The sequence below is a fragment of the Massilia alkalitolerans DSM 17462 genome, assembly GCF_000427785.1.
Lineage (GTDB): Bacteria > Pseudomonadota > Gammaproteobacteria > Burkholderiales > Burkholderiaceae_D > Telluria > Telluria alkalitolerans.
On record NZ_ATYR01000011.1, the window covers coordinates 83,122 to 108,340 of the forward strand.

At 65.7% G+C, this 25,219-nt stretch carries 20 protein-coding genes; 8 read left to right on the forward strand and 12 right to left on the reverse strand.

The features are described 5' to 3' along the window. Window positions 1-3 precede the first annotated feature (3 nt). The 3 genes from YWC_RS0113275 (at window position 4) to YWC_RS0113285 (ending at window position 5,156) form a co-directional block, all read left to right on the forward strand. Window positions 4-3,603, forward strand: coding sequence for an ABC transporter permease/M1 family aminopeptidase (locus tag YWC_RS0113275; protein ID WP_027865823.1), 3,600 nt, complete (start codon window positions 4-6; stop codon window positions 3,601-3,603). Between the two features lie 42 nt (window positions 3,604-3,645). Next, a complete protein-coding gene (locus tag YWC_RS0113280; protein WP_027865824.1) occupies window positions 3,646-3,852 on the forward strand; it encodes an addiction module protein in 207 nt (68 codons plus the stop codon). Between the two features lie 86 nt (window positions 3,853-3,938). Further along, window positions 3,939-5,156 carry a serine hydrolase domain-containing protein gene (locus YWC_RS0113285; protein WP_027865825.1) on the forward strand — a complete coding sequence of 406 codons (1,218 nt, stop codon included), beginning with the start codon at window positions 3,939-3,941 and terminating at the stop codon, window positions 5,154-5,156. Here the strand turns inward: YWC_RS0113285 and YWC_RS0113290 are convergent. From YWC_RS0113290 to YWC_RS29295, 5 genes are all read right to left on the reverse strand, one after another. After that, window positions 5,113-5,646, reverse strand: coding sequence for a hypothetical protein (locus YWC_RS0113290; protein WP_027865826.1), 534 nt, complete (start codon window positions 5,644-5,646; stop codon window positions 5,113-5,115). The two genes, YWC_RS0113285 and YWC_RS0113290, sit on opposite strands and share 44 nt — an antisense overlap. Next, window positions 5,643-5,960 (reverse strand): Dabb family protein, encoded by a 318-nt coding sequence (locus YWC_RS29290; RefSeq protein WP_084416421.1) that lies wholly within the window; start codon window positions 5,958-5,960, stop codon window positions 5,643-5,645. Before YWC_RS29290 ends, YWC_RS0113290 begins: the two co-directional genes overlap by 4 nt. A 23-nt stretch (window positions 5,961-5,983) precedes the next feature. Continuing rightward, entirely contained in the window at window positions 5,984-6,748 is a 765-nt protein-coding gene (locus tag YWC_RS0113300) for an alpha/beta hydrolase (RefSeq protein WP_027865827.1), read from the reverse strand. Between the two features lie 22 nt (window positions 6,749-6,770). Then, window positions 6,771-7,157: a hypothetical protein gene (locus YWC_RS0113305; protein WP_027865828.1), complete on the reverse strand. Its 387-nt coding sequence runs from the start codon at window positions 7,155-7,157 to the stop codon at window positions 6,771-6,773. Window positions 7,158-7,243: 86 nt separating this feature from the next. Beyond that, window positions 7,244-8,941 carry a methyl-accepting chemotaxis protein gene (locus YWC_RS29295; protein WP_051306437.1) on the reverse strand — a complete coding sequence of 566 codons (1,698 nt, stop codon included), beginning with the start codon at window positions 8,939-8,941 and terminating at the stop codon, window positions 7,244-7,246. A gap of 240 nt (window positions 8,942-9,181) precedes the next feature. Here YWC_RS29295 and YWC_RS0113315 point away from each other — a divergent pair, with 240 nt between their 5' ends. After that, window positions 9,182-10,561, forward strand: coding sequence for an alpha/beta hydrolase family protein (locus YWC_RS0113315; protein ID WP_027865829.1), 1,380 nt, complete (start codon window positions 9,182-9,184; stop codon window positions 10,559-10,561). 67 nt (window positions 10,562-10,628) lie between these two features. Here the strand turns inward: YWC_RS0113315 and YWC_RS0113320 are convergent, their stop codons facing one another. The 4 genes from YWC_RS0113320 to YWC_RS0113335 all read right to left on the reverse strand — a co-directional run bounded on the left by YWC_RS0113320 (window position 10,629) and on the right by YWC_RS0113335 (window position 16,481). Beyond that, window positions 10,629-13,286, reverse strand: a complete 2,658-nt coding sequence (locus YWC_RS0113320; RefSeq protein WP_027865830.1) for a DNA topoisomerase III — start codon at window positions 13,284-13,286, stop codon at window positions 10,629-10,631. A 260-nt stretch (window positions 13,287-13,546) separates the two neighbouring features. Then, the gene (locus tag YWC_RS0113325; protein ID WP_027865831.1) at window positions 13,547-14,005 is read right to left on the reverse strand and encodes a Smg family protein; all 459 of its coding nucleotides are present in this window, start codon (window positions 14,003-14,005) and stop codon (window positions 13,547-13,549) included. 227 nt (window positions 14,006-14,232) lie between these two features. Beyond that, window positions 14,233-15,363, reverse strand: a complete 1,131-nt coding sequence (gene dprA, locus YWC_RS0113330; RefSeq protein WP_027865832.1) for a DNA-processing protein DprA — start codon at window positions 15,361-15,363, stop codon at window positions 14,233-14,235. Window positions 15,364-15,371: 8 nt separating this feature from the next. After that, a complete protein-coding gene (locus YWC_RS0113335) occupies window positions 15,372-16,481 on the reverse strand; it encodes a LysM peptidoglycan-binding domain-containing protein (RefSeq protein WP_027865833.1) in 1,110 nt (369 codons plus the stop codon). A gap of 276 nt (window positions 16,482-16,757) precedes the next feature. Between YWC_RS0113335 and def the strand changes: the two genes are divergently transcribed. Together def and fmt are read left to right on the forward strand one after the other, a co-directional pair. Further along, window positions 16,758-17,297 (forward strand): peptide deformylase, encoded by a 540-nt coding sequence (def, locus tag YWC_RS0113340; protein ID WP_027865834.1) that lies wholly within the window; start codon window positions 16,758-16,760, stop codon window positions 17,295-17,297. An 11-nt stretch (window positions 17,298-17,308) separates the two neighbouring features. Next, window positions 17,309-18,256, forward strand: coding sequence for a methionyl-tRNA formyltransferase (fmt, locus tag YWC_RS0113345; RefSeq protein ID WP_027865835.1), 948 nt, complete (start codon window positions 17,309-17,311; stop codon window positions 18,254-18,256). A 30-nt stretch (window positions 18,257-18,286) separates the two neighbouring features. On the opposite strand, the gene YWC_RS0113350 is transcribed toward fmt, so the two are convergent. After that, the gene (locus tag YWC_RS0113350) at window positions 18,287-18,520 is read right to left on the reverse strand and encodes a BrnA antitoxin family protein (protein WP_027865836.1); all 234 of its coding nucleotides are present in this window, start codon (window positions 18,518-18,520) and stop codon (window positions 18,287-18,289) included. Window positions 18,521-18,764: 244 nt separating this feature from the next. Between YWC_RS0113350 and metH the strand changes: the two genes are divergently transcribed. Continuing rightward, window positions 18,765-22,535 (forward strand): methionine synthase, encoded by a 3,771-nt coding sequence (gene metH, locus YWC_RS0113355; RefSeq protein WP_211238968.1) that lies wholly within the window; start codon window positions 18,765-18,767, stop codon window positions 22,533-22,535. A 111-nt stretch (window positions 22,536-22,646) separates the two neighbouring features. After that, window positions 22,647-23,021: an SPW repeat protein gene (locus YWC_RS0113360; protein ID WP_036214339.1), complete on the forward strand. Its 375-nt coding sequence runs from the start codon at window positions 22,647-22,649 to the stop codon at window positions 23,019-23,021. Window positions 23,022-23,029: 8 nt separating this feature from the next. Here YWC_RS0113360 and YWC_RS0113365 read toward each other — a convergent pair whose 3' ends face one another. Next, entirely contained in the window at window positions 23,030-24,298 is a 1,269-nt protein-coding gene (locus tag YWC_RS0113365; RefSeq protein WP_027865839.1) for an EAL and HDOD domain-containing protein, read from the reverse strand. Between the two features lie 100 nt (window positions 24,299-24,398). Continuing rightward, window positions 24,399-25,175 carry a class II glutamine amidotransferase gene (locus YWC_RS0113370; protein ID WP_027865840.1) on the reverse strand — a complete coding sequence of 259 codons (777 nt, stop codon included), beginning with the start codon at window positions 25,173-25,175 and terminating at the stop codon, window positions 24,399-24,401. Window positions 25,176-25,219: the final 44 nt, after the last annotated feature.

Sequence of the window (25,219 nt, forward strand, 5' to 3'; positions counted from 1 at the left end):
GCGATGGCCCCGCTGTTCGCCATCGCCGGTTTCGAGGCGCGGCAGCGGCTGCGGCTGCTGTCGACCTGGATCTACTTCGGCATCTTCCTGGCGCTGGCGATGCTGTGGATGGCGGCGGCGGGCGGCGCCTTCCGCGACGCCATCGTCACCTTCGGCGGCCGGGTCCTGATCAATGCGCCGCGCCAGATCGCGCTGACCGCATCCTTCCTCGGCTGCTTCGGCGTGATCGTGGTGGCGGCCGTGATGGGCCGCTCGGTGCAGCAGGACTTCGAATACGAGATGCAGCACTTCTTCTTCAGCGCGCCGATCCGCAAGGCGGACTACGTGCTGGGACGCTTCCTCGGGGCCTTCGCCACGCTCGCGGTGATCCTGTCGAGCATCGTGCTGGGCGCCTGGCTCGGGACCTCCATCCCCGGCATCCAGCCCGACCGCCTGGGACCCGGCGGACTGGCGAACTACCTGCTGCCCTACCTGCTCACGCTGCTGCCCAACACCTTCATCTTCGGCGCCCTGTTCTTCGTGCTGGCCGCGCTATCGCGCCGCATGCTGCCGGTCTACGTGGCCGCCATCGTCATGATGATCGGCTACATCGTCGCCCCCTCGCTGGCGCGCGACCTCGACTACAAGACCCTGGCCGCGCTGATGGATCCCTTCGGCACCACCGCCCTGATCCGCCTCACCGAGTACTGGCCGATCGCCGAGCGCAACACGCGCCCCGTCACGCTCGAAGGCGTGTACCTGGTGAACCGCCTGATCTGGGTCGGCTTCGGGCTGGCGGTCCTGCTGTTCGGCTACTGGCGCTTCCACACCACCGGCAACGTCGACGCGCGCCACAAGAAGGTCCAGGGCCAGGGGCTGGCCGACACGCTGCCCGACCTCGCCCCGCAGCAGCTGTCGCATACAGCCGTCGACACCCGCGAGCCGCCCGACTTCGAGCGCCGCAGCCTGGCCGTCCTGCTGGGGAAGTCGGTGCTGTACAACCTGCGCGAGTCGAGCAGGAACATCTATTTCCTGGCGCTGAGCGTTGCCGGCGCCCTGATCCTGGTCGCCAGCGCGCTCGACCTCGGCTCGATCTACGGCACCAATACCTATCCGGTCACCTACATGGTGCTGGACCTGATCCGCGACGTGTTTGCGCTGTACATGCTGGTAGTGACCACCCTGTTCGCCGGCGAGATGGTGTGGCGCGAGCGCGAGGCGCGCATGGCGCAGATGCTCGATGCCATGCCGGCGCCGACCTGGCTGCCGTTGGTGGGCAAGACCCTGGCCCTGGTCGGCCTGCAGGCCCTGCTCCTGGTGATGGCGATGCTGGTCGGGATGCTGATCCAGCTGTTCAAGGGTTATTTCGGCCTCGAGCCGGGCCTCTACCTGCGCTTCCTGTTCACGGTGTTGCTGCCGCAGTACGCGCTGCTGGCGGTGGCGGCGATCGCGATGCAGGTGATCGTCAACAACCGCTACCTGGCCTACTTCATCCTGATCGCCCTGTACCTGGTGCTCGGGACCGCGCAGGGCTTCGGCTTCGACCACCCGATGCTGGTGTACGGCAGCACGCCGTCCTTCACCTATTCGGCCATGAACGGCTTCGGCCATTACCTGCTGCGCGAGCACCTGTTCCAGCTCTACTGGGGCGGCATGGCGCTGATGCTGATGGTGGCGGCGCGCGTGCTGTGGGCGCGCGGCGTCGACAGCGGCTGGCGCGAGCGCCTGCGCCTGGCGCGCCGCAACCTGTCCAGGCCGGTGCTGGCCGGCTTTGGCGCGGGCCTGCTGGTCTTTGCGGGCACGGGTGCGCTGCTGGCCTACGAGCTGCACGCCGGCGGCTACCTGACCAGCGCGCAGCAGGAAAGCCTGCGCGCCGAATACGAGCTGCGCTACCGCCGCTTTGCCAGGCTGCCGCAGCCGCGCATCACCAATGTCGACCTGCAGGTCGACGTCCGCCCCGAGGCGCGCAGCCTGGCCGTGAAGGGTTTCTACCAGCTGGAGAACCGCACCGGTGCGCCGCTGCGCGACGTCGTCCTGTACCAGCAGCGCGGCGCCGGACTGGCCGCCCGTTTCTCGCAGGCCGCGCGGCTGGTAGCGGCCGATCCGGAGCACGGCTTCTACCTGTACCGCCTGGCCGAGCCCTTGGCGCCCGGCGCGCGCATGGCGCTCGAGTTCAGCGTGCGCTACCAGCCGGGCGGCCTGCTCGGCATCGGCCGCGACACCCCGGTCGTCCAGAACGGGACCTTCTTCACCAACGAGGTCATGCCGCGCATCGGCTACCAGCCGTCGGTGGAGCTGGTCGACGACCGCGACCGCAAGCGCCGCGGCCTGCCGCCGAAGGACCCGCTGCCCGCGCGCGAGGACCCGGCGGCACGCGCCAACAACGTCCTCGGCATGGACGCCGACTGGATCGGCTTCAGTGCCGTCGTCGCCACCTCCCCCGACCAGATCGCGATCGCCCCGGGCACGCTGGAGAAGGAATGGATCGACAAGGGGCGGCGCTACTTCCACTACCGGATGGACAAGCCGATCCTCAATTTCTACGCCATCCAGTCGGCGCGCTACGAAGTGCGGCACGACCGCTGGCAGGACGTGACCATCGACGTGTTCTACCATCCGGGCCACGACGCCAATGTCGAACGCATGATCCGCGGCGCCCAGGCCAGCCTGGAATACGCGTCGCGCCGCTTCGGCCCCTACCAGTTCAGCGAGCTGCGCATCGTCGAGTTCCCGCGCTATGCGTCCTACGCGCAAGCCTTCCCGGGCACCATCCCGTTCTCGGAAAGCGTCGGCTTCATCGCCCGCATCGACGACGATTCGCCCAAGGACATCGACTATCCCTTCTACGTCAGCGCCCACGAGACCGCCCACCAGTGGTGGGGGCACCAGCTGGCCGGCGCCCACGCGCGCGGTTCCAGCGTGCTGTCGGAGAGCCTGTCCGAGTACACCGCGCTGATGGTCATGAAGCGCGCGGTCGGCGGCCAGAAGATGCGTCGCTTCCTGCGCTACAACCTGGATGGCTACCTGATGGGCCGCGCCACCGAGCGCCGCAAGGAACTGCCGCTGGCGCAGAACGAGAACCAGGACTACGTCCACTACCGCAAGGGCAGCCTGGCGCTCTACCTGCTTGCCGACCTGCTGGGCGAGGACGTCGTCAACCACGTCCTGAACAGCCTGCTGCAGGAACACGGCTTCAAGGGCGCGCCCTACCCGACCGTGCTGGCGCTGGTCGACCGGCTGCGCGCGGTGACGCCGCCCGACAAGGCGTATTTGATCGACGACCTGTTCGAGCACATCGTGCTGTACGAGAACCGCGCCGACAGCGCCAGCGCGCGCCAGCGTCCGGACGGCAAGTTCGAGGTGACGATCCGGGCGCACGCGGGCAAGGTGCGCGCCGGGGAACTGGGCGACGAGATGCCGGCGCCGCTCAAGGACTACATCGAATTCGGCGTCGACGACCGCAACGGCAACCCGCTGGCGCGCGAACGGCGCCTGGTCGACAGTGCCAGCCAGACCGTGACGCTGGTGGTCGGCGGACGTCCGGCGAGGGCCGGCATCGACCCGGACAATAAATTAATTGACAGAAAACCAACGGACAATATGGTTCCGGTCGACAACCTATAAAACCCAAGTTATTATTTCAAAAATATTACCCGAAGGAGCATCATGTCGAACCTGGTTGCCGAGATCGCGGAAAAGATCCAGATGCTGAGTGCTGAGGAAAAGCACGCGCTGGTGCGCCTGCTCCTCCAGGATATCGATGGTCCTGACGAGGATGCCGACGAAGCCTGGCACAATGAAGTCGTACGCCGCGTCAAGGCGATCCGCAACGGCGAGACGGCCATTCGCGCGCTGCAGGAATGGCAGGAGTAAATCCGGGGCCTGACGATGCGACACGAGAAACCGCGGCCTGGCCGCGGTTTTGCATTTCAGCCCGCGCCCCTGTACGTACAAGCCCGATGAAGCAGCTGCTCGCGCCCTTCCTGCTGGCCCTGCTGGCCGCCGCCCCGGTGGCGCAGGCAGCCGAAGAGCGGCCCGCCCTCACCCACAAGCTCGCCAAGCTCCAGCAGGCCTCGAGCCTGCCGGGCTTCGCGGTGGCGGTGGTATCGAGCAATGCCGTGCTGTACCAGCGCGGCTTCGGCCATGCGGACCTGCAGGCCAGGCGCCCTTACACCGAGGAGACGCTGCAGAACGTCGGCTCGGTCAGCAAGACCGTGATCGGCGTGGCGATCGTGAAGGCGATCGAACTCGGCTACTTCGGACTGGACACCGAGATCAACGGCATCCTGCCCTTCCAGGTGCAGCATCCGCATGGCGGCGGACCGATCACGGTGCGCCACCTGGTCACCCACACCTCGAGCATCGTCGATGATGACGAGATCTACGGGCACTCCTACTACGTATTGCCCGATGCCGATACCGGCGGCCCGCTCTACCAGCAATTCAGGCGCGACTTCACCCAGCCGGGGCGCCAGGACCTGAGCCTGGGCGGCTTCTTGAAGAACTACCTGGCGGTGGGCGGGCGCAGCTACCGGAAAACCAACTTCGCCAAGCCAGCGCCGGGCGCCGCCTACCATTACTCGAACATCGGCGCGGCGCTGGCGGCCTACCTGATCGAGGTGAAAAGCGGCCAGAGCTTCGAGGCCTTCACCCGCAAGCATATCTTCGAGCCGCTGCAGATGCGCAGCACCACCTGGCGCGCCGACCCGGCCCAGGCGAAGCGCCAGGCGCTGGCCTACAACCGCCGCCACCAGGCCTATCCGCGCTACGCCCTGGTCACCTACCCGGACGGCGGCCTGACCACCTCCGCGGCCGACCTGGCGCGCTTCCTGATGGCCATGGTGAAGGGCTACAAGGGCGGCGAAGGCGTGCTGACCAAGGCCGGCTTCACCCTGCTGTTCGACCCGGAGTTCGCGCCCGACGCCTTGCCGGCCGCCAGCCCGGCGGCGGAACCGAACAGCGGCGTGTTCTGGCGCATCCGCAGGAACGGGCTGGTGGGGCATTCGGGCAGCGACCCGGGCGTCACGGCCTTCATGTTCATCGACCCGGCCAGCGGCACCGGCCGCATCCTGATGACGAACATCGAAGCTGGCGGCAAGGGCGAACAGGACGATCCGAAGATCGTCGGGCAGTTCAGGGAAGTGTGGAAGACCCTGGGCGAGGTGCGCCAGCCCTGACGGTCGTGGCGGCGGCCTCCGCAAACGCGGCGCCGATCGTCGCCACCGCATCAGGCGGCAGGGTGCTGCTACGCCGCTTCATCAGCATGTCACGCCTGTCGCTGCCGACGCAGGCCAGGGCCGGTCCCTGCGCCAGGTAGCGACAGCTGAACCTCGCCTGTTCCGTCCCCGGCCCTGTGCCCTTCCAGAACGGATGCAGGGTCAGCACCTCTGCCTCCGCCACCGCGCGCAGCGGCAGGCCCAGGACGACGCGCATGTTTGGCGCTGCCGTGCCCCGCTCCGGCCCGTCCACGCGCACCGGCGGTGGCGCCGAACCGATGATCATGCCGCTGCCGTCCGCCTGCAGGTACAACTCGCTCTGGGCGGTGGTGCCGGCATACAGCGAATCTGCCGTTGCCCAGACGCCCGCCAGGTGTGGCGGGATCGGGTCCGCCCCAAGTGCCGGCATCTGCCATGCGATGGCCAGCCCCAGCAGGAGCCTGCGTTTCAAGGCTGCGTCCAGTAATCGACTACCAGAGAACGTTCCAGGCAGCTGCCCAGGGTACCCACGAAGCGCTGGTGCGCCGGGTGCACCAGGTAGGCGTCGCGGTCGGCGTCGCTCGCGAAGGTCAAGGTGAAGCAGTGGGTGAAGCCCTGGTTCAGGCCTTCGGGGCTCACATTCGTGCCCCACTCGTAGGCGGCAATGACCGGGATCTCGGCGGGCAGCCGGCCGAAATCGGCGACGACGGCATCGACCGTTTCCTGGCTGGCATCGCCCTTGAACGCGAACAGCACGACGTGACGCAGGGATGGTGTGGCTGGCATAAGACTCCTTTTCGTTGTCTGGGTTACTCCGCCCACTGGAGCGAAGGGATGTAGTCGGGACTCTCCGAAATCGAATTGTGCTGCGTTCCTTCGATCACGCGCAGCCGTGCCACCCCGGCTGGAAAACGCGCCAGCAGCCGTTCGGCGCTGTCTGCCGGAATGATTTCGTCATGCTGGGCAGCGATCAACAGCGTCGGCGCCTGCACGCGCGGCGCGTACTCCGACGAGGCATAGCGGTCGCGCAGCAGCCAGCGTACCGGAAAATACGGAAACTGTCGGGCAGCCAGTCCCGCCAGGCTGTCATAGGGCGTGACCAGCACCAGTTTAGCGACTGGCCGCTGGCTGGCCACCTGCACCGCCACGCCGGTGCCGAGGCTGCGCCCGATCAGCACCACGTCCCGGTGCTCGCGCGCCACCCGGTCGAACAGGGCCAGCGCATCGCCGACCAGGGCCTGTTCGGACGGACTGCCAGTGCTGCCGGTGTAGCCGCGGTAATGCAGGAGGTAGAGCGCGCGCCCGGGAAAGGCGCGGTCGAGGATGGGCAGGCTGGCGGTGACGTCCTCGGCATTTCCGCCGAGGTAGATCAGGGCCCGTTCGCCCGCCAGCGGCCGTTCGGACACCAGGACCCTGGCCCCGTCCAGCGCGAGGATCGAGGTCTTCGGCGCCGCGTAGGCGGCCACCGGCGGCGGATAATAGATCAGCGAGCGCTGCAGGAAGAACAGCGCCAGGCAGGCCGCGACATAGGCGCCCATGGCCAGCAGCAGGAGGACGACGAGGGCCTGCTTCATGCAGCCGCGTGCCCTTGGGTGGCTAGTTCAGTTTGGTGAGCCGGAGCGTGAATTCCTGCGCCTTGCCGTCCGCCGTCCAGTGCTGGCGGGCTTCCAGGGTCGCGTCGTCGACCCGGCGCCAGATGAACTGGCTCGGCGCATTCACGGGCTCGAAGGCGGCCGAGTCGGCGCCGATGCTCGACGCCTTCCAGGTGTACTCCCCCCACTGCGAGATCACCTCGCCGTCCTCGAGGCTGATGTTGGCGCCATCCGTGTGGCCGGTGAAGGCGCTGTCCGGGAAGCGGTGCGACTGGAACACCGTGGGTTCCGTCCGGGTATATTCTTCGAAGAATTCCTTGCCGTCCGGCGCGACGCCCTTCCAGCGGCCTTCCAGGAACTGCAGCTGCGCGAAATCGTCGAGGCTGAACATGGCGGTCTCCTTGTCGGGTGAAGGCCATCGATCTTACACCTCGACGCCGCAGCATCCGCGTCCGCTACGAGACAAGTCCGGGACGCTTATTCCACCTCGGCGGCGTCAAGCGCCGGTGCCGGCGCAGGCCGCTTGCCGGCGCGCGCCGCCTGGCGGCTACGCGGCAGTGCCGCACGGGCGGGCGGACGTGGCAGTGCTTGCACGGGAGCGTGTGCATGGGCCTGCGTAGTAGCCGAGGCTGCGAGCTGGAAGGTATCCACCAGCTGCGCCAGTCCGGCGGCCTGCTCGCGCATCGCGGCGGCGGCAGCGGCGGCCTGCTCGACCAGCGCCGCGTTCTGCTGGGTCACCTGGTCCATCTGCACGATCGAGCCGTTCACCTGCTCGATCCCCTCGCGCTGCTCGTCGCTAGCCGCCGCGATCTCGCCGATGATGTCGGACACGCGCTTCACGCTCGCCACCACTTCGTCCATCGTGCGGCCGGCCTGGTCCACCAGGCGCGAACCGGCTTCCACGCGCGACACCGAGTCGCCGATCAGGCCCTTGATCTCCTTGGCGGCCGCGGCCGAACGCTGCGCCAGGTTGCGCACCTCGCCCGCCACCACCGCGAAGCCGCGGCCCTGCTCGCCGGCGCGCGCCGCCTCCACGGCCGCATTCAGCGCCAGGATGTTGGTCTGGAAGGCGATGCCGTCGATGACGGTGATGATGTCGGCAATCTTGCGCGAGGCTTCGTTGATCGAGCCCATCGTGGTCACCACCTCCGCCACCACTTCGCCGCCGCGCGCGGCGGTGTCGGCGGCGCTCGCGGCCAGCTGGTTGGCCTGGCGCGCATTGTCGGCGTTCTGCTTGACGGTCGAGGTCAGCTCTTCCATCGACGACGCGGTTTCCTCGAGCGACGCAGCCTGCTGTTCGGTACGGCTGGAGAGGTCGTGGTTGCCGGCCGAAATCTCACTGGCCGCGGTCGCGATGGTCGCAGTCCCGGCGCGCACCTTCGAGACGATCGCCACCAGGGAGGCGTTCATGTCCTTCAGCGCGGCCATCAGTTCGCCGGCTTCGTCCCGGGTGCGGACCTTGACCTCGGTGGTCAGGTCGCCCTGCGCCACCTTGCGCGCCAGGCCGACCGCGCGGCCCAGCGGGATGCTGATGTTCCGGCCCAGCTGGTAGGCCATGAAGACCGCCAGCACCGCGGCGATCAGGCCGCCGCCGATCAGGGTGCGGCGCATGGCAGAACGGGCTTCGCCGATCTGCGCCGCGCGCTCCACCAGCAGCGTGTCTTCGGCAGCCCTGATCTGCGCCACCGTCGCGCGCATGGCATCCATGCCCGCCCTGCCCTTGCCCTCCCTGACGGTCGCGACAACCTGCGACAGGTCGTCGCCGACGGCGGCGCGGCGCTGGGCGATCACCGGCTCGATGGCCAGCGCCATCCAGTCGCGCTGGTGCTGCGCAAGCTGCTTGAGGCGCCCCTGCTGCGCCTCGTTGTCGGCGGTGAGCGCCAGCGCCCGCTCGAGGTGCTGCTGGAATTCCTGCTGGCCGGCCGTGTAAGGCTGCAGCGAGGCATCCTGGCCGGTCAGGGCATAGCCCCGCTCGCCCGTTTCGATGTTCACCAGCGCTTCCATGGCGCCGTCGACTTCGAACAGCACCTTGTAGGTGTGCACGTTGGCATCGTTGGCGGAATCGAGCGCGGTGACGTTGCCGTAAGCGATGGCGACGACGATGGAGGTGATGCCGATCAGGATGCCGTAGCCGAGGTACAGGCGGGTCGCGATTTTCAGGTCGGAGAGCTTCATGGGGTCAGACGGGTCTTTTCGTTGTAAGAGTTATGCCGTGGGGCGGGACCGAATGATGAAACTGGAGGGGTAAACCCTGATCGATTATTACCGGAACATGGCATTAATGAAAAGCAAATTTTTGTGCTTTGGGGAAGGCTTACAACAGCGTATGCAGGAGGAATGAACTGCTGCCTCATTGTTGTGTCCGGTTTCCTGCGCGGTTACATTCGTTGTTCCCGAGCCAACGAAAGAAACCGCATGAAATTGCTCCCTGCCGGCCTGCTGGCCGCCTTCCTCATGAGTGCCGGTCCTGTGCAGGCCGAAGATGCTGCCGGCCACTGGAAAGGCCGCATTGCGAACTCCCTGAGCGTTTTCCTGCAGTTCGACAAGGCAGCGGAAGGACGCTGGGAAGGCACATTGCGTGTTCCACAGCAGCGCCTGGTCACGAAGGTGGACCAGCTCGTCGTCAGCGAGGACCAGATCAGCTTCAGGTTACTCGCGCTCAACGCCGGCTACACGGCGCGCTGGAACGAAGAGGCCAGGGCCTGGGTCGGCACCTGGAGCCAGGGAGGCCAGAGCACTCCCCTGAGCCTCGCGCGCACCGACGCCGACGCCCAGAAACCGAAGCGCCCGCAAGAAGAGGCAATTGCGGCGCGCCAGCCGGCCTATACGAGCAGCGAAGTCAGTTTCGACAATGCCCCGGCCCAGGCCAGGCTGGCCGGCACGTTCAGCGTCCCGCAGGGCAAGGGTCCGTTCCCTGCAGTCGTGCTGGTACACGGCTCCGGTCCGCTTGACCGCGCTGCAAACGTGGCCGAGCACAAGCTGTTCGTGGTCCTGGCCGACCACCTGAACCGCCAGGGGATCGCCGTACTGCGCTACGACAAGCGCGGCGTCGGCAAGTCGACCGGCGTGTACAAAGATGCAAGCACCTTCGATTTCGCCGCCGATGCCGAGGCTGCCGTACGCTTCCTGCGCAGCCGCGCCGACGTCGACACCAGGCGCATCGGCATCGTCGGCCATTCGGAGGGCGGGTTGATCGCACCGCTGGTGGCCGCGCGCGATCCCGACCTGGCCTTCGTCGTGATGCTGGCGGCGCCGGGCGTGCGGGGCGAACTGCTCATGGTCGAACAGCTGGCCCTGGGCGCCAGGGCGCAGGGCATGCCGGACGAGATGCTTGCCAGGGAACGCACACTGAACCGCGCGCTGCTCGCGGCCCTGGCCTCGGAACCGCGGCTGGAAGCAGCCACCGACAAGGCGCGCCAGGCGATGGAAGAAGCCGAGCGCAATGGCACGCTTCCGGCAGGGACGGGCATGCGGCGCGTCCAGACGTTTTCCACGCCCTGGTTCCATCCCTTCCTGAGGCATGAACCCGGTCCCGTGCTGCAGACCGTCCGCCAGCCGGTCCTGGCCCTGAACGGCGAACGCGATTTCCAGGTGCCCGCCGCCATGAACCTCGGCGCGATCCGCACGGCGCTCAAGGACAACCCGCGCGCCACCGTGAAGGAGCTGCCGGGACTGAACCACCTGTTCCAGACCGCACCGACCGGCACCAGCTCGGAGTATTTCGACATCGAAGAGAGCTTCGCGCCGGCCGCGCTCGCGCTGGTCAGCGACTGGATCCTCGAGACGGTCAAGTAAAACCGCTGGCGTAAATAAAAAACGCGAACCCGAGGGTTCGCGTTTTCCGCTTTCCGAAGCGCAGCGCTTACTTCTTCGCCGCCGACGCAACCTTCTTCGCCGCCGGCTTGCGCACCGCCGTCTTGGCCGCAGCTTTCGCCGCGGTCTTCGCCGGCGCCTTCTTGGCGGCCGGCTTCACGGCCGCTGCTGCCGCGCCATCGGCGCCATCCGCGGCGCCGTCGGCTGCGGCGGCTTTGCCTTTTGCCGCCGGCTTGGCCTTGCGCTCTTCGAACTCGAAGCTGATCTTGCCGTCCTTGCCGCGCACCAGGAAGGCCTTGAAGGCGCGGCGCGTGCGCTGCGAAACAAAGCCCGGCAGCAGGTCGGTCTTGCCGTCGTTGAGCAGCTTGGCCATCTGTTCCGGCAGGATCTCCTGCTGCAGGATGATGCGGCCGCTGCGGAAGTCGCAAGCCTTGGGCCTGGCGACCGTCTTCTCGCACACATAGGCCAGGCCCATCTCGTACACGCCGCTTGCGCACTTCGGGCAGGGGCCGAGCGCGGTCTGGCCGGTGAAGTCGACGCCCTCGCCTTCCTCGCCATCGTCCTGGTCCTGGCCGAAGTCGAATTCGAGCTTGAAGTTCTGGATGTCTTCGTCGCGCACGATGCGCAGGATTGCCGCGAACGGACGGCCCATCTTCGAGCGGAATCCCTGCAGCGGGCCGATGGTGCGCTTCTCCAGCAGCTCCTCGACTTCCGCGATCTCGAACTGGCGGCTGCCCGGCGTCTTCGACATCGAGAAGTCGCACTTGGTGCAGGCGAAGCGGCGGTAGTTTTCCTTGACCACGCCGGCGCAGTTCGGGCACGGGGTCTTCAGGGTCGCGTAGTCGCCCGGGATGGTCTCGTTGTCGTATTCCTTGGCGCGCTTGACGATAATCTGCGTCATCTGCGCGATCTCGCGCATGAACTCGTCGCGCGAGATCTTGCCCTTCTCCATCTGCGAGAGCTTGAACTCCCACTCGCCGGTCAGCTCGGGCGCGGTCAGTTCGTTCACGCCCAGGCCGCGCAGCAGCGTCATCAGCTGCGACGCCTTGGCGGTCGGGATCAGTTCACGTCCTTCGCGGATCAGGTATTTCTCGGTCAGCAGGCCTTCGATGATGGCCGCACGGGTCGCCGGCGTGCCCAGGCCCTTGCCGGCCATGGCATCGCGCAGCTCGTCGGAGTCGACCAGCTTGCCCGCGCCTTCCATCGCCGACAGCAGCGTCGCTTCGCTGTAGCGCGCAGGCGGCTTGGTCACCAGGCCATTGGCCGTGATCTTCTCGGTCAGGACCTTCTCGCCCTTCTGCACCGGCACCAGGTTGGCGCCGTCCTTGTCGTCGGTCTGCGACTCCTTGCCGTAGATCGCCAGCCAGCCCGGGTTGGTCATCACCTTGCCTTCGGTCTTGAACTGGTGGCCCGAGACTTCGGTGAAGCGGGTCGTCACCAGGAACTCGGCCGGCGGGAAGAACACCGCCAGGAAGCGGCGCGTAACCAGGTCGTACAGCTTTTGTTCCGGCTCGGTCAGGTTCTTGGGGATGACGCCGGTCGGGATGATCGCGAAGTGGTCCGAGATCTTGGTGTTGTCGAAGATGCGCTTGTTCGGCTTGACCCAGCCGTTCTTCAGCACCTGCTTCGAGAACTGCTGGTAGTTGTTGGTCTCGTTCAGCGACTCCAGCGTGTTCTTGACGGTCGCGATGTAGTCTTCCGGCAGGTGGCGCGAATCGGTACGCGGATAGGTCAGCACCTTGTGCTTCTCGTACAGCGCCTGCGCCAGGCCGAGCGTGTTCTTGGCCGAGAAGCCGAAGCGGCCGTTGGCCTCGCGCTGCAGGCTGGTCAGGTCGAACAGGGCCGGCGCCATCGAGGTGGTCGGCTTCGATTCCTCGGTCACCACGCCCTGCTTGCCGCGGCATGCGGCGGCGATCGAATCGGCGGCAGCCTTGCTCCACAGGCGCTCGGCGCGCTTCTCCGGATCGTTCTCGTCCTTCTTGAAATTCTGGTCGAGCCAGCGACCTTCGTAGATGCCGGCCGCACACACGAACTCGGCCCGCACTTCCCAGTAGTCGCGCGGGACGAACTTCTTGATCTTCTCTTCGCGCTCGACCACGATCGACAGGGTCGGGGTCTGCACCCGGCCCACGGTGGTCAGGTAGAACCCGCCCTCTTTTGAATTGAAGGCGGTCATGGCGCGGGTGCCGTTGATGCCGATCAGCCAGTCGGCCTCGGAGCGGCAGCGCGCGGCGTCGGCCAGCGGCAGCATCTCTTCGTCGCTGCGCAGGTGGGCGAAGCCTTCGCGGATCGCATTGGCCGTCATCGACTGCAGCCACAGGCGCTTCACCGGCTGCTTGGCCTTCGCATTCTGGGCGATCAGGCGGAAGATGAGTTCTCCTTCGCGTCCTGCGTCACATGCGTTGATCAGGGTGGTGACGTCCTTGCGCTTGATCAGCTTGTTCAGCACCTTGAGGCGCGACTCGGTCTTGGCGATCGGGTTCAGCGCGAAGTATGGCGGGATCACCGGCAGGTGCGTGAAGCTCCATTTGCCGCGCTTGACGTCGTACTCCTCGGGCACCGCGATCTCGAGCAGGTGGCCGACGGCGGACGACAGGATGTATTGGTCGGATTCGAAGTACTCATCGTGCTTGGTGAAGCCGCCCAGCGTCTTCGCGATGTCGTTCGCGACCGACGGCTTCTCTGCGATGATGAGGGATTTGGTCATAGTGTTTCTCGGGTGCTCTATATATAAGTGGCTTTTGCCCGCGCATCATACATGCTCCCGGGCTGGACGGTTGTGAAAGCCGTAGTGTCTGTATGGTAACAATCTGGATTGAGCGGCCAATGATAAGCGCGATGCCGCGCCGACCGCAAGTGCACGTTCGGCTGGCGAAGCGCACCCTGGCGGCGCGGAGATGCCCAGAAATGGTGACGCAGAAATGAAAAACGGGGCATGAGCCCCGTTGATGAAACCTGTTGGATCGCTTAGTGCAGCAGGCGCGGTTCCTGGTCGTCGTCGTCGCCGAACAGGTCGTCGAACATGAGCGCATCGGGTTCCTTGCCCTGGCTCCACAGGACCATCAGCACGATGATCTTGAGCTTGCCGAGCGCCACCGGCGACTCGTCGCAGGCCAGCGCGCGCTCGATGACGATCTCGCGCTGCACCGGGCTGAGCACCTTGGCGCTCTCGAGGAACTGGATGAAGCCGATCGCGGCGCTACCCAGTTCGATGTATTCCTCGTCCACGTAGTAGCGGATGCCGGTGCAGGCATCGATGGCGTCGGAAACTGCCGCTTCGGTCAGCCCGGAGAGCCAGTCCAGCGCCTCGGAAATCTCGATGTCATCGAAACCGACGGCGGACAGCTTGCGTGCCAGGGCCGCCGGCTCGGGGCAGGCGTCAGGACGATAGTACGTCTCGTAGAGGTAGACCAGGATGTCGAACATAGTGACGCTACTGTAGCAGCTAAGCTCGCCGAGGCACAAGCCTGGCACGCCACGTGGCGCCCTCTACGTAAAAAACGTTGTTTCGTGGCCTTATCCGTTCATTCAGTTTTGTCGATTTTTAACAAAATTCAGGCCAAGCATTTCACAAAAATATCGCAAGAAGAATACTCTTTTTCGCACCGCCTCATGCATCGCGCATAAGAGAGAACAGCCATACTTTCCATGATTCATGCGGCATGCACGACGCGCTGCACACGGCCATCGGGCAAGCGTTCGAGCAGCCCGGCCAGTTCGAGCGCCAGCAGTTCGCCGGCCAGCGCGCCGGCGTCAAGGCCGAGGCGCGCCAGCAGCGCATCGGACTCCACCGGATCGTGGCCCAGCGCGGCCAGCAGCGCATCGTCGCCGGCAGCGGCAGGTAGCGGTGCAGCTTGCCGCACGAGCGGCGAGACCCGCAGCGCGGCCAGCACCTCGTCCACGGTCTCGACCAGCTGCGCGCCTTCGCGGATCAGTTGGTGGCAACCCTTGGCCAGCGCCGAGTGGATCGACCCGGGCAGCGCGAATACTTCGCGCCCCTGCTCTGCCGCCATCTGCGCAGTGATCAGCGAACCCGACTGCGCCGCCGCCTCGACCACGAGCACGCCGGCCGCCATGCCGCTGATGATGCGATTGCGGCGCGGAAAGTTGCCGGCGACTGGCGGGGTGCCGAGTGTATATTCGCTGAGGATGCAGCCTTCGTCCGCAATCCGGTGCGCGAGGGGGCGGTTGCGCGCCGGGTAGACACGATCGGCGCCGGTGCCGATGACGGCGATGGTGGAACCCGGACCGCGCAGGGCGCCTTCGTGTGCGGCCGTATCGATGCCGAGCGCCATGCCCGACACCACGCACAGGCCCGCATGCGACAGGCTTTCCGCGAAGCCTGCCGCATTGGCCCTGCCCTGCGTGCTGGCATTGCGGCTGCCGACCACGGCGATCATGGGCGAAGACAACAATGCTCGCTGTCCATGCAGATAAAGGAGAAGCGGCGGATCGGGGATGTGACGCAGGCTTTGCGGATAATCGGTGTCGTGCAGCGTGAGGAGGTGGCGGTTCGCTCCCGACAGCCAGGCCAGCGTGAGCTCGATCTGCCGTGCGAGTTCGGACGAGACCGGCGCACACAGCGCGGCGGCCTGGGCGGCCGGCACATGGGCGGCCAGGGCCGCATGGCCGGCGCGGAAGATGGCCGCGGGCGAGCCGAAGACATCCAGCAGCAACCGGCCGGTGCGGCATCCCACGCCCGCCGTTCCTTCCAGCCGGATCCAGTCGGCGATGGCGCGGAAATCCGGTGGGCTGGTGACGATGTGGGGGGCCGTGTCCTGCACGGTAAGGTTTACTCCGGTGAGCGCGCCACGTCGCCGACTTCCACCGGCGCCTTCACTTGCATGATCAGTCCGTACGAGACATTGCTGAACACGCGGAAAATGAACAGGCTGCCATATTGCTCGTCGGGCAGCTTGATCGTTCGTTTGCCGAAGCCGAGCACGCCTTTGCTGGCCGGGTCCGGCACCGTCTTCCCGAGATGATAGAGCTGCAGCACGGAACCGACATCGAGTCCGTCAACTGAGCCGCGATTGACAGTCACCACCTGGCTCTGGCCGGCGTAGCTGACGCCCGCATAGATCGACATCACGCGCGCATCGACCGGCTGCGCCGGCGCATGCGGCATGTAGTTGCGCACCGGTGTCGGCGGCATCGGGATCAGGAGGTCGCCCACGCCCATTTCCTGGCGCGTCTCGGCAACGCGGAAGGTATGCGCATCCACGCCCGGCGCGGCTTCGCGGTCGAGCGTGACGGTGCCCAGGTAGGCGGCCTCGTGCGCCAGCACCTTGCGGGTCTGCGGATCGCGCAGCGGGCCGCTCGGACGGAACACCTGGAAGGTCTTGCCGCCCTGCAGCTCGCCCTTGACATAGACGCGGTCGCCCGTGCCGAGGTAGACGCGGCCTTCCTGCGACGCGACGATGCGCGGGGCGCCAGCCAGCGCGTTGGCTTCGACCACCAGCGGCTGGGTCAGGTAAGGCTCGATCATGCCGGCCGGTATCGACTGCACGGCGTCACGCTCGAGCGATTCGCTGCGCAGCTGCGGCGACAGTCTGGTGAGCGGTGGCTCCCCCCGGCCGTCGGCGCTGCCGGGACGGGTCAGGGACAGGCGGCCGCGCGTGCGGTCGAAATAGATGACCTGGCCGGGATAGATCCAGTGCGGGTTGCGGATCTCGTCGCGGTTCATGCCCCACACCTGTGGCCAGCACCAGGGATTCTGCAAGAAAGTGCCGGAAATATCCCAAAGGGTATCGCCCTTGACCACGACGTGCTGGTCAGGAGCGTTCGGGCGGAAAGCGCAAGCGGCGGACGATGCTGGGGCGGCCTGGACCGGGCCGGCCACGGCACACGCGACGAGGGCCGCGGCAGCAGCGCGGGTCACGACTGTGCTAAAATTTTTCATTGCTTGTTTCCGTCATTGTGTCCGTCGTTGCGTCCGCTTAGCGCACATGGATTGCGGCTTTGACACCGAAGGGCTGGCAGCGCGCATCGTCTGCTGGATAGAGACAGCACGATGACCCGCTCTGATCGACAAAAGGTTGCCGTACTGAATCAAATTCTGCACATAAATCCCTGAACTAGCAAGACAAACCGCGTCTTGCAGGATCGGGGATGTGTTGCATTTCTGTACGCGCGCAACAATCTTATTGAACACCTATCTCCTCTTACTTTTTCGACCATGGCCTTACTGAAGATCCTCCGCTATCCTGATCCACGCCTGCACAAGGTTGCCAAGCCGGTCACCGAATTCGGTACCGAGCGCCTGCGCCAGCTGGTCAGCGACATGGCCGACACCATGTACGACGCACCGGGCGTCGGCCTGGCCGCCACCCAGGTGGACGTGCACGAGCGCGTGGTCGTCATCGACGTCAGCGAGACGACCGACCAGCTGATGGTCTTCGTCAATCCGGAAATCACCTGGGCCAGCGAAGAGAAGCAGGTCTACGACGAGGGCTGCCTGTCGGTGCCCGGCATCTATGACGGCGTCGAGCGCCCGGCGCGCATCAAGTGCAAGGCCTATGACGTCGAAGGCAAGGAATTCGAGCTCGAAGCCGACGGCCTGCTGGCCGTGTGCATCCAGCACGAGATGGACCACCTGATGGGCAAGGTCTTCGTCGAATACCTGTCGCCGCTCAAGCGCAACCGCATCAAGGCCAAGCTGCAGAAGGAAGAGCGCGGCATGGAGCGCGACGCCGCCTTGCGCAGCGCCCGCCGCTGACAGGGCCGCCGATGAAGGTCGTTTTTGCCGGCACGCCCGAGTTCGCCGCTGTCGCCCTGCGTGCCCTGCACGAGGCCGGCTTCGAGATTCCCCTGGTCCTGACCCAGCCCGACCGCCCGGCCGGGCGCGGCATGCAGCTGCAGGCGTCAAGCGTGAAACAGTATGCGCTGGCGCACGGCATGCCCGTTGCGCAGCCGCTGTCGCTGCGCATGGACGCCAAGGATCCGCAGCGCGCCGAGGAAGCGCGCGACGCCCACGAGCGCCTGCTGGCGCTCGATTACGACGTGATGGTGGTGGCGGCCTATGGCCTGATCCTGCCGCGCAGCACGCTTGATATCAAGCCCTGCATCAATATCCATGGTTCCCTGCTGCCGCGCTGGCGCGGCGCGGCGCCGATCCACCGCGCGATCGAAGCCGGCGACATCGACACCGGCGTGACCATCATGGGCATGGAAGAAGGCCTCGACACCGGGCCGATGATGCTGATCGAACGCGTCGCCATTGAAGACACGGACACCACCGGCAGCCTGCACGACAAGCTGGCCATGCTTGGCGGACGCATGATCGTCGAGGCGCTGCGCAAGATGCAAATCGGCCAGCTCGAGGCGGTGCCGCAGCCGGAAGCCGGCGTGACTTACGCCGCCAAGATCAGCAAGGAAGAAGCGAAGCTGGATTTCGCCCTGGACGCCGCCGTGCTGTGGCGCCGGGTGCGCGCCTTCAATCCCTTCCCGGGTGCGCATGGGCTGGTCGACGGCGTGACCGTCAAGGTGTGGAATGCGGAACTGGCGCCTGGCGCCGGCACGCCGGGCCAGGTGCTGGCGGCGGATGCGGGGGGCATCGTGGTCGCATGCGGCAGCGGTGCATTGCGCATGACCGAACTTCAAAAGCCTGGCGGCAAACGCCTGGCTGCGGCGGAATTCCTCAAGAGTTTCCCGCTGGGCGGAAAAATCTTCTCCTAAAATGAAAATCGGGGCATTCGCCCCGAACCATCACTTCTCTTGCGACCCAGCCGTGCGCTGTGCGTCCATATACTCGCGCAGTACCTGGTTGATACGGGTCTGGTAACCCGGACCCGCCGATTTGAACCATTCGAGCATGTCCACGTCCAAACGGATCGTCACGATCTGTTTCACGCCGTTGATCGTTTGGGGCTTCACGGCGACAGCCGGTTCTTCGATGCGGTTCACCGGCTGGTCCCAATCCGGCTCATATTCTTTGTTCATGCAATCATCCCGTTAAAAGCTTCGCCAACCTGTGACGACGCGTTAATTGTCGTCCGTGTATGTAACGTAAAGATTGCGGATGTATTAGGTTTTGTAACGTCATGTAACAGCCGGCGAAATCAATACATAAAGATACATACACGGATCGGCATTTTCGCCCTCCGCAGAGCAAGCCGGCGTCCTGACGTATAATCGTAGACCGCCCAACAGTAAACGGCCTGTAAAGCCGTAGAAAGACGACACCATGAACGCCCCACTTCGCTCCATTTCCCCGATCGATTCCCAGCTGCGCGACATCCTGAAGCGCCGCATCATGATCCTGGATGGCGCGATGGGCACCATCATCCAGCAGTACAAGCTCGATGAAGCCGCCTACCGCGGCGAGCGTTTCAAGGACTTCAGCGCGCCGGAAGGCGCCGGCCAGCGCGAGCTCTTCGTCAAGGGTAACAACGAGCTGCTCACGCTCACCCAGCCCCACATCATCCAGGAGATCCACGAGCGCTACCTCGCCGCCGGTGCCGACCTGATCGAAACGAATACCTTCGGCGCCACCGGCGTGGCGCAGGACGACTACCACATGGCGCATCTCGCCTACGAGATGAACGTGCAAGCAGCGAAGCTCGCGCGCGCCGCCTGCGACAAATACAGTACCCCGGACAAGCCGCGCTTCGTGGCCGGCGCCCTCGGCCCGACCCCGAAGACCGCTTCGATCTCGCCCAGCGTGACCGACCCGGCCTTCCGCAACATCACCTTCGACCAGCTGGTCGCCTCCTACCACGAACAGGTGCGCGGCCTGGTCGACGGCGGTTCCGACGTGCTGCTGGTCGAGACCATCTTCGACACCCTGAACTGCAAGGCCGCGCTGTTCGCGATCGACCTGTACTTCGAAGAGCATCCGGAAACCCCGCGCCTGCCGCTCATGATCTCGGGCACCGTTACCGACGCCTCGGGCCGCATCCTGTCGGGCCAGACCGTGGCCGCCTTCTGGAACTCGGTACGCCATGCCAAGCCGCTGACCGTCGGCCTCAACTGCGCGCTGGGCGCCGCGCTGATGCGCCCCTATGCCGAAGAGCTGTCGACGATCGCCGATACCTTCGTGTGCATCTACCCGAACGCGGGCCTGCCCAACCCGATGAGCGACACCGGCTTCGACGAGCTCCCCAGCGACACTTCGGCCCTGCTGCGCGAATTCGCCGACGCCGGCTTCATCAACATCGCCGGCGGCTGCTGCGGCACCACGCCGGACCACATCGCCGCCATTTCGAAGATTCTCGAAGCGTCCCCGCCGCGCCAGGTCCCGGACGTGCCGGTCGCGATGCGCCTGTCGGGCCTCGAGCCCTTCACCATCGACGACCGTTCGCTGTTCGTCAACGTCGGCGAGCGCACCAACGTCACCGGCTCCAAGGCTTTTGCCCGCATGATCCTGAACGAGCAGTTCGACGATGCGCTGTCGGTGGCGCGCCAGCAGGTCGAGAACGGCGCCCAGGTCATCGACATCAACATGGACGAGGCAATGCTCGACTCCGTGGCCGCGATGACGCGCTTCCTGAACCTGATCGCGTCCGAACCGGACATCTCGCGCGTGCCGATCATGATCGACTCCTCCAAATGGAGCGTTATCGAGGCAGGCCTGAAGTGCGTGCAGGGCAAGGCCATCGTCAACTCGATCTCGCTGAAAGAGGGCGAAGAAGAATTCATCCGCCAGGCGACCCTGTGCCGCCGCTACGGCGCTGCCGTCATCGTGATGGCCTTCGACGAACAGGGCCAGGCCGACACCTTCGCGCGCAAGACCGAGATCTGCGCGCGCGCCTACCAGGTGCTGGTCGAAAAAGTCGGCTTCCCGCCGGAAGACATCATCTTCGACCCGAATATCTTCGCGATCGCCACCGGCATCGAAGAGCACAACAACTACGCCGTGGACTTCATCGAAGCCACGGCCTGGATCCGCAAGAACCTGCCGCACGCGAAGGTGTCGGGCGGCGTCTCGAACGTCTCGTTCAGCTTCCGCGGCAACGACCCGGCGCGCGAAGCGATCCACACCGTCTTCCTGTACCACGCGATCAAGGCCGGCATGACCATGGGGATCGTCAACGCCGGCATGGTCGGCGTCTACGACGACCTGCCCGCCGAGCTGCGCGAGCGCGTCGAGGACGTGGTGCTGAACCGCCGCGAGGACGCCACCGAGCGCATGATCGAATTCGCCGGCACCCTGAAGGCCGGCGCCGGCAAGCAGGAACAGAACCTGGAGTGGCGCGAGGCGAAGGTCGAGAAGCGCCTGGCGCACGCGCTGGTGCACGGCATCACGCAGTGGATCGTCGAGGATACCGAAGAGATGCGCCAGCAGGTCCTGGTGTCCGGCGGCCGCCCGATCCACGTGATCGAAGGCCCGCTGATGGACGGCATGAACATCGTCGGCGACCTGTTCGGACAGGGCAAGATGTTCCTGCCGCAGGTGGTCAAGTCGGCACGCGTGATGAAGCAGGCCGTGGCCCACCTGGTGCCCTTCATCGAAGAAGAGAAGGCGGAAGAAGAACGCCGCACCGGCATCGTCGCCAAGCCGAAGGGCAAGATGGTCATCGCGACCGTCAAGGGCGACGTGCACGACATCGGCAAGAACATCGTCTCGGTGGTCCTGCAGTGCAATAACTTCGAAATCGTGAACATGGGCGTGATGGTCCCGGCCGCGGACATCCTGGCCAAGGCCAAGGAAGAGAACGCCGACATGGTTGGCCTGTCGGGCCTGATCACGCCTTCGCTCGAAGAGATGGCCCACGTGGCGCGCGAGATGCAGCGCGATCCCTACTTCCGCGAGAAGAAGATCCCGCTCCTGATCGGCGGCGCCACCACCAGCCGCGCCCACACCGCCGTCAAGATCGCGCCGCACTACGAAGGCCCGGTGGTCTACGTGCCGGACGCCTCGCGTTCGGTGTCGGTGGGCCAGTCGCTGCTGACCGACGACACGCGCGACACCTACATCATCGAGCTCGCCCAGGATTACGAACGCATCCGCGTGCAGCACGCCAACAAGAAGGCGCTGCCGATGCTCACCCTCGAGCAGGCGCGCGGCAACAAGGCCAGGCTCGCCTACGCACCGGTGAAGCCGAAATTCATCGGCCGCCGCGTGTTCAAGAACGTCGAGCTGGGCGAACTGGCGCGCTACATCGACTGGGGTCCCTTCTTCCAGACCTGGGACCTGGCCGGCCCCTACCCCGCCATCCTCACCGACGAGGTGGTGGGCGAAGCCGCCACCAAGGTGTTCGAGGAAGCCCAGGCGATGCTCAAGAAGATCATCGAAGGCCGCTGGCTGACCGCCAACGGCGCCATCGCGCTGCTGCCGGCCAACGCCGTCAATGACGACGACATCGAAATCTACACGGACGAATCGCGCAAGGAAGTCGCGTTCACCTGGTACGGCCTGCGCCAGCAGGGCGTCAAGCCGGTGGTCGATGGCGAGCAGCGCCCGAACCAGTGCCTGTCCGATTTCGTGGCGCCGAAGGATTCCGGCATTGCCGACTACATCGGCATGTTCGCGGTCACCGCCGGCCTGGGCATCGAAAAGCACGAGCAGCGCTTCGAAGCGGCCCTCGACGACTATTCCTCGATCATGCTCAAGGCCTTGGCCGACCGCCTGGCCGAAGCCTTCGCCGAGTACCTGCACGAGCGCGTGCGCACCGATTTGTGGGGTTACGCGGCGGGCGAGGACCTGTCGAACGAAGCGCTGATCAAGGAAGAATACCAGGGCATTCGTCCGGCGCCGGGCTACCCGGCCTGCCCGGAGCACACCGTCAAGGCCGAGCTGTTCCGTACCCTGCAGGCGGAAGAGATCGGCATGGAGCTGACCGAGTCCTTCGCCATGTACCCGGGCGCCGCGGTGTCGGGCTTCTATTTTGCCCACCCGGACTCGAAGTACTTCGTGGTCGGCAAGATCGGCGAAGACCAGCTCGAGGACATGGCGCGCCGCCGCGGCATGGACAAGAGCGAACTCGAGCGTTACCTGGCGCCGAACCTGTCCTGATCCTCCCCTGCGCCGCCGGTCGATGCCGGCGGCGTTTCCCGCTTCCCTCGCAAACTTCCACGCTGCAGCATTGTCCAAGCAATGCGACGTCCACGCATGGAGGATCACATCATGGCAATGCATCCGTCGTCCCGGCACTGGCAGGACCAGCTCATGGTCGTGATCGGCGTCTGGCTGTTCATGTCGCCCTGGGCGCTCGGCTATCCTTCCTATTCGCCCCCGGCGATCAACGCTTACATCGCGGGCGCGATCATCGCGCTGCTGGCCGCATTCGACCTGGTCAGGACCTATGTCTGGGCCGTGCTGCTGAATATCGTCGTCGGAGTGTGGGTGGCGGTCTCGCCCTGGCTGGTCGGCGTCGTGCGCGACCCGGCCATGACCTGGAGCCTGGGTCTCGCGGGCATCGCGACGGTCGTGCTGGGGGTGTGGGAGCTGCGCACGGATCCCGAGCTGCACAGCCAGTGGACGCGTTCCGGCGTCACCTAAGCTAGGCGTTAGATCGCGTAGCGAACGACCGTGTCGCTCCACTCGAAGGCCGAGATCTCGAGCTCGGCCAGGTCGTCGCCATCCATCGACAATTCGTGCAGCGCCGGCGCCACCTCGTCCTGCGCATCGTCCATGCGCTCGATCGACTCGGCCAGGCGCAGCAGCTCGCCGAAGAAGCCGCGGCGCACCAGCAGCGCATGGCGCACTTCGTCGATCACCGGGATCTGTTCCACGATGTCCTGCATCGGGATGCAGAACAGGGTGTCCATCAGCGACATCATGCCCACCGTGAAGGCGATCTCCGCCACGTTGCGCTGGCCGGGACGCAGGCGCTGCGCCAGCAGTTCCATCAGGCGCGCGCGGGTGGTGGCCAGCATCAGGAGCGGGCTGAGGTTGTGGCCGCGCACGCCCGGCTCGGCGTACAGCAGGATCTGCAGCCAGCGCTGCAGCTGGCGGCGCCCCAGCAGCATCAGGGCCTGGCTGACCGACTCGATCTTGCGCCCTGCCCCGGCCGCCGGCGTATTCACCAGGCGCAGCAGGTTCAGGCCGAGCGTGACGTCCTTCTTCACGGCGCGCTCGATCTCGGCATTGTCGGCGTCCGAGGTCACCAGGTTCAACAGGTCCAGCACCGCCGCCTGCGAGGGCGACAGCTTGCGGCCGGCGATCACGGTCGGCTTGGCAAAATAATAGCCCTGGAAGTAGTCGAAGCCGATGTCCAGGCAGGTGCGGTATTCGTTATGGGTCTCGACCTTCTCGGCCACCAGGCGCTTGCCGGTGCCGCGCAGGCGCGGCGCCAGCGATAGCAGGGTCACCACCGGCAGTTCGCGCAGGTCCATCTTGACGTAGTCGATCACCGGCAGCAGGCGCGCCAGGCTGGCGCCATGGGCCGAGGCTTCCGCCGCGAAGCGAAAGCCGTGCTGCGACAGTTCGGTCATGCGCCCGATGACGGCGTCGTTCGGTTCCACCGAGCGTACGATCTCGAGCACGGTGCGTTCGCGCGGCAGGAAAGCGAACATGTCGCTGTGAAGCACGTCGGTGTCGACGTTCAGGAAGGCGGTGGCGTCGCCGATCGCGCGCGGCAAGCCCAGTTGCGAAGCATGGTGGATCACGCCGGCGCTGGCAGACAGGCCGGAATCGATCTCTGCCTTCCCCTGGGCGCTGCCGCGGAACAGCAATTCGTAGCCGAACAGCGCCTGGTTACGGTCGAGCACCGGCTGGCGCCCGAGGTAGAAATTGCGCAGTTTCAGCGGCTGGTCATGGCTGGCGGTATCGGTCATGTCGTCTGGATGGGCTCGCGAACATGGCTACTTTACCGTATCCGCCCCTGTTAGTGGATTATTGGCATTAATTTATCAACGGAATGATAGCTTTTTGCCACTATTGTGGCAGCCCATCCACGAACAGCTTCAGTTCGCCAGGAGCGAAGGGGGTCCAGGTCTCGTTGTTGGTCAAGGGTTCGGTCACGATGATGGCGACCCGGTCGTTCGGCGTGGTCACCTGCGAGAAGTCGACCGAGAGGTCTTCGTCTGCCAGGTGCGCCGCGGCGAACGGATACTGGCGCACGATGTAGCACAGCTTGGTCGAGCAGTGGGTGAACAGCGCGGTGCCGTCCGAGAGCATCATGTTGAAGGTACCATGGGCGGCGATTTGCGGCACCAGTTTTTCGAGGGCGGCACGCAGTTCGGCGAGCGAGGGCGCGCTGCGCGAGGAGCCGTCGCCGAACTCGTCGCGCAGGCTCTGCATCAGCCAGCAGAAGGCCAGCTCGCTGTCGGTCGTGCCGACCGGGCGGAACGGTCCGTTCAGTACAGGCGCGAAGTCCTTCAGGTCGCCATTGTGGGCGAACACCCAGTAGCGCCCCCACATCTCGCGCACGAAAGGATGGCAGTTCTCGAGCGCGACCTGGCCCTGGGTGGCCTTGCGGATATGGGCGATGACGTTGGTGGACTTGATCGGGTAGCGCTTGATCAGTTCGGCGATCGGCGAAGCGACTGCGGCCTGATGGTCGACAAAATGGCGTACGCCCTTGCCTTCGAAGAAAGCGATGCCCCAGCCGTCGTGGTGGGTATCGGTGCGTCCGCCGCGATGGGCGAAGCCGGTGAAGGAGAAAACGATGTCCGTGGGGACGTTGCAGTTCATTCCGAGGAGTTGGCACATGGCGCGCAGCTTAACACGCCCAGAGGTGCCGGTGGAGCTACTAC

Bases quoted from the DNA above. Each gene is read 5' to 3' on its own strand.
- YWC_RS29295 (WP_051306437.1), bottom strand. From the start codon at position 8,941: ATGAAGCTCTCCGACCTGAAAATCGCGACCCGCCTGTACCTCGGCTAC.
- YWC_RS0113315 (WP_027865829.1), top strand. From the start codon at position 9,182: ATGAAATTGCTCCCTGCCGGCCTGCTGGCCGCCTTCCTCATGAGTGCC.
- YWC_RS0113360 (WP_036214339.1), top strand. From the start codon at position 22,647: ATGGCAATGCATCCGTCGTCCCGGCACTGGCAGGACCAGCTCATGGTC.
- YWC_RS0113350 (WP_027865836.1), bottom strand. From the start codon at position 18,520: ATGAACAAAGAATATGAGCCGGATTGGGACCAGCCGGTGAACCGCATC.
- YWC_RS0113325 (WP_027865831.1), bottom strand. From the start codon at position 14,005: ATGTTCGACATCCTGGTCTACCTCTACGAGACGTACTATCGTCCTGAC.
- YWC_RS0113300 (WP_027865827.1), bottom strand. From the start codon at position 6,748: ATGAAGCAGGCCCTCGTCGTCCTCCTGCTGCTGGCCATGGGCGCCTAT.
- YWC_RS0113365 (WP_027865839.1), bottom strand. From the start codon at position 24,298: ATGACCGATACCGCCAGCCATGACCAGCCGCTGAAACTGCGCAATTTC.
- YWC_RS0113305 (WP_027865828.1), bottom strand. From the start codon at position 7,157: ATGTTCAGCCTCGACGATTTCGCGCAGCTGCAGTTCCTGGAAGGCCGC.
- YWC_RS0113320 (WP_027865830.1), bottom strand. From the start codon at position 13,286: ATGACCAAATCCCTCATCATCGCAGAGAAGCCGTCGGTCGCGAACGAC.
- YWC_RS0113285 (WP_027865825.1), top strand. From the start codon at position 3,939: ATGAAGCAGCTGCTCGCGCCCTTCCTGCTGGCCCTGCTGGCCGCCGCC.
- YWC_RS0113275 (WP_027865823.1), top strand. From the start codon at position 4: ATGGCCCCGCTGTTCGCCATCGCCGGTTTCGAGGCGCGGCAGCGGCTG.
- YWC_RS0113280 (WP_027865824.1), top strand. From the start codon at position 3,646: ATGTCGAACCTGGTTGCCGAGATCGCGGAAAAGATCCAGATGCTGAGT.
- YWC_RS0113335 (WP_027865833.1), bottom strand. From the start codon at position 16,481: ATGAAAAATTTTAGCACAGTCGTGACCCGCGCTGCTGCCGCGGCCCTC.
- YWC_RS29290 (WP_084416421.1), bottom strand. From the start codon at position 5,960: ATGCCAGCCACACCATCCCTGCGTCACGTCGTGCTGTTCGCGTTCAAG.
- YWC_RS0113370 (WP_027865840.1), bottom strand. From the start codon at position 25,175: ATGTGCCAACTCCTCGGAATGAACTGCAACGTCCCCACGGACATCGTT.
- metH (WP_211238968.1), top strand. From the start codon at position 18,765: ATGAACGCCCCACTTCGCTCCATTTCCCCGATCGATTCCCAGCTGCGC.
- def (WP_027865834.1), top strand. From the start codon at position 16,758: ATGGCCTTACTGAAGATCCTCCGCTATCCTGATCCACGCCTGCACAAG.
- fmt (WP_027865835.1), top strand. From the start codon at position 17,309: ATGAAGGTCGTTTTTGCCGGCACGCCCGAGTTCGCCGCTGTCGCCCTG.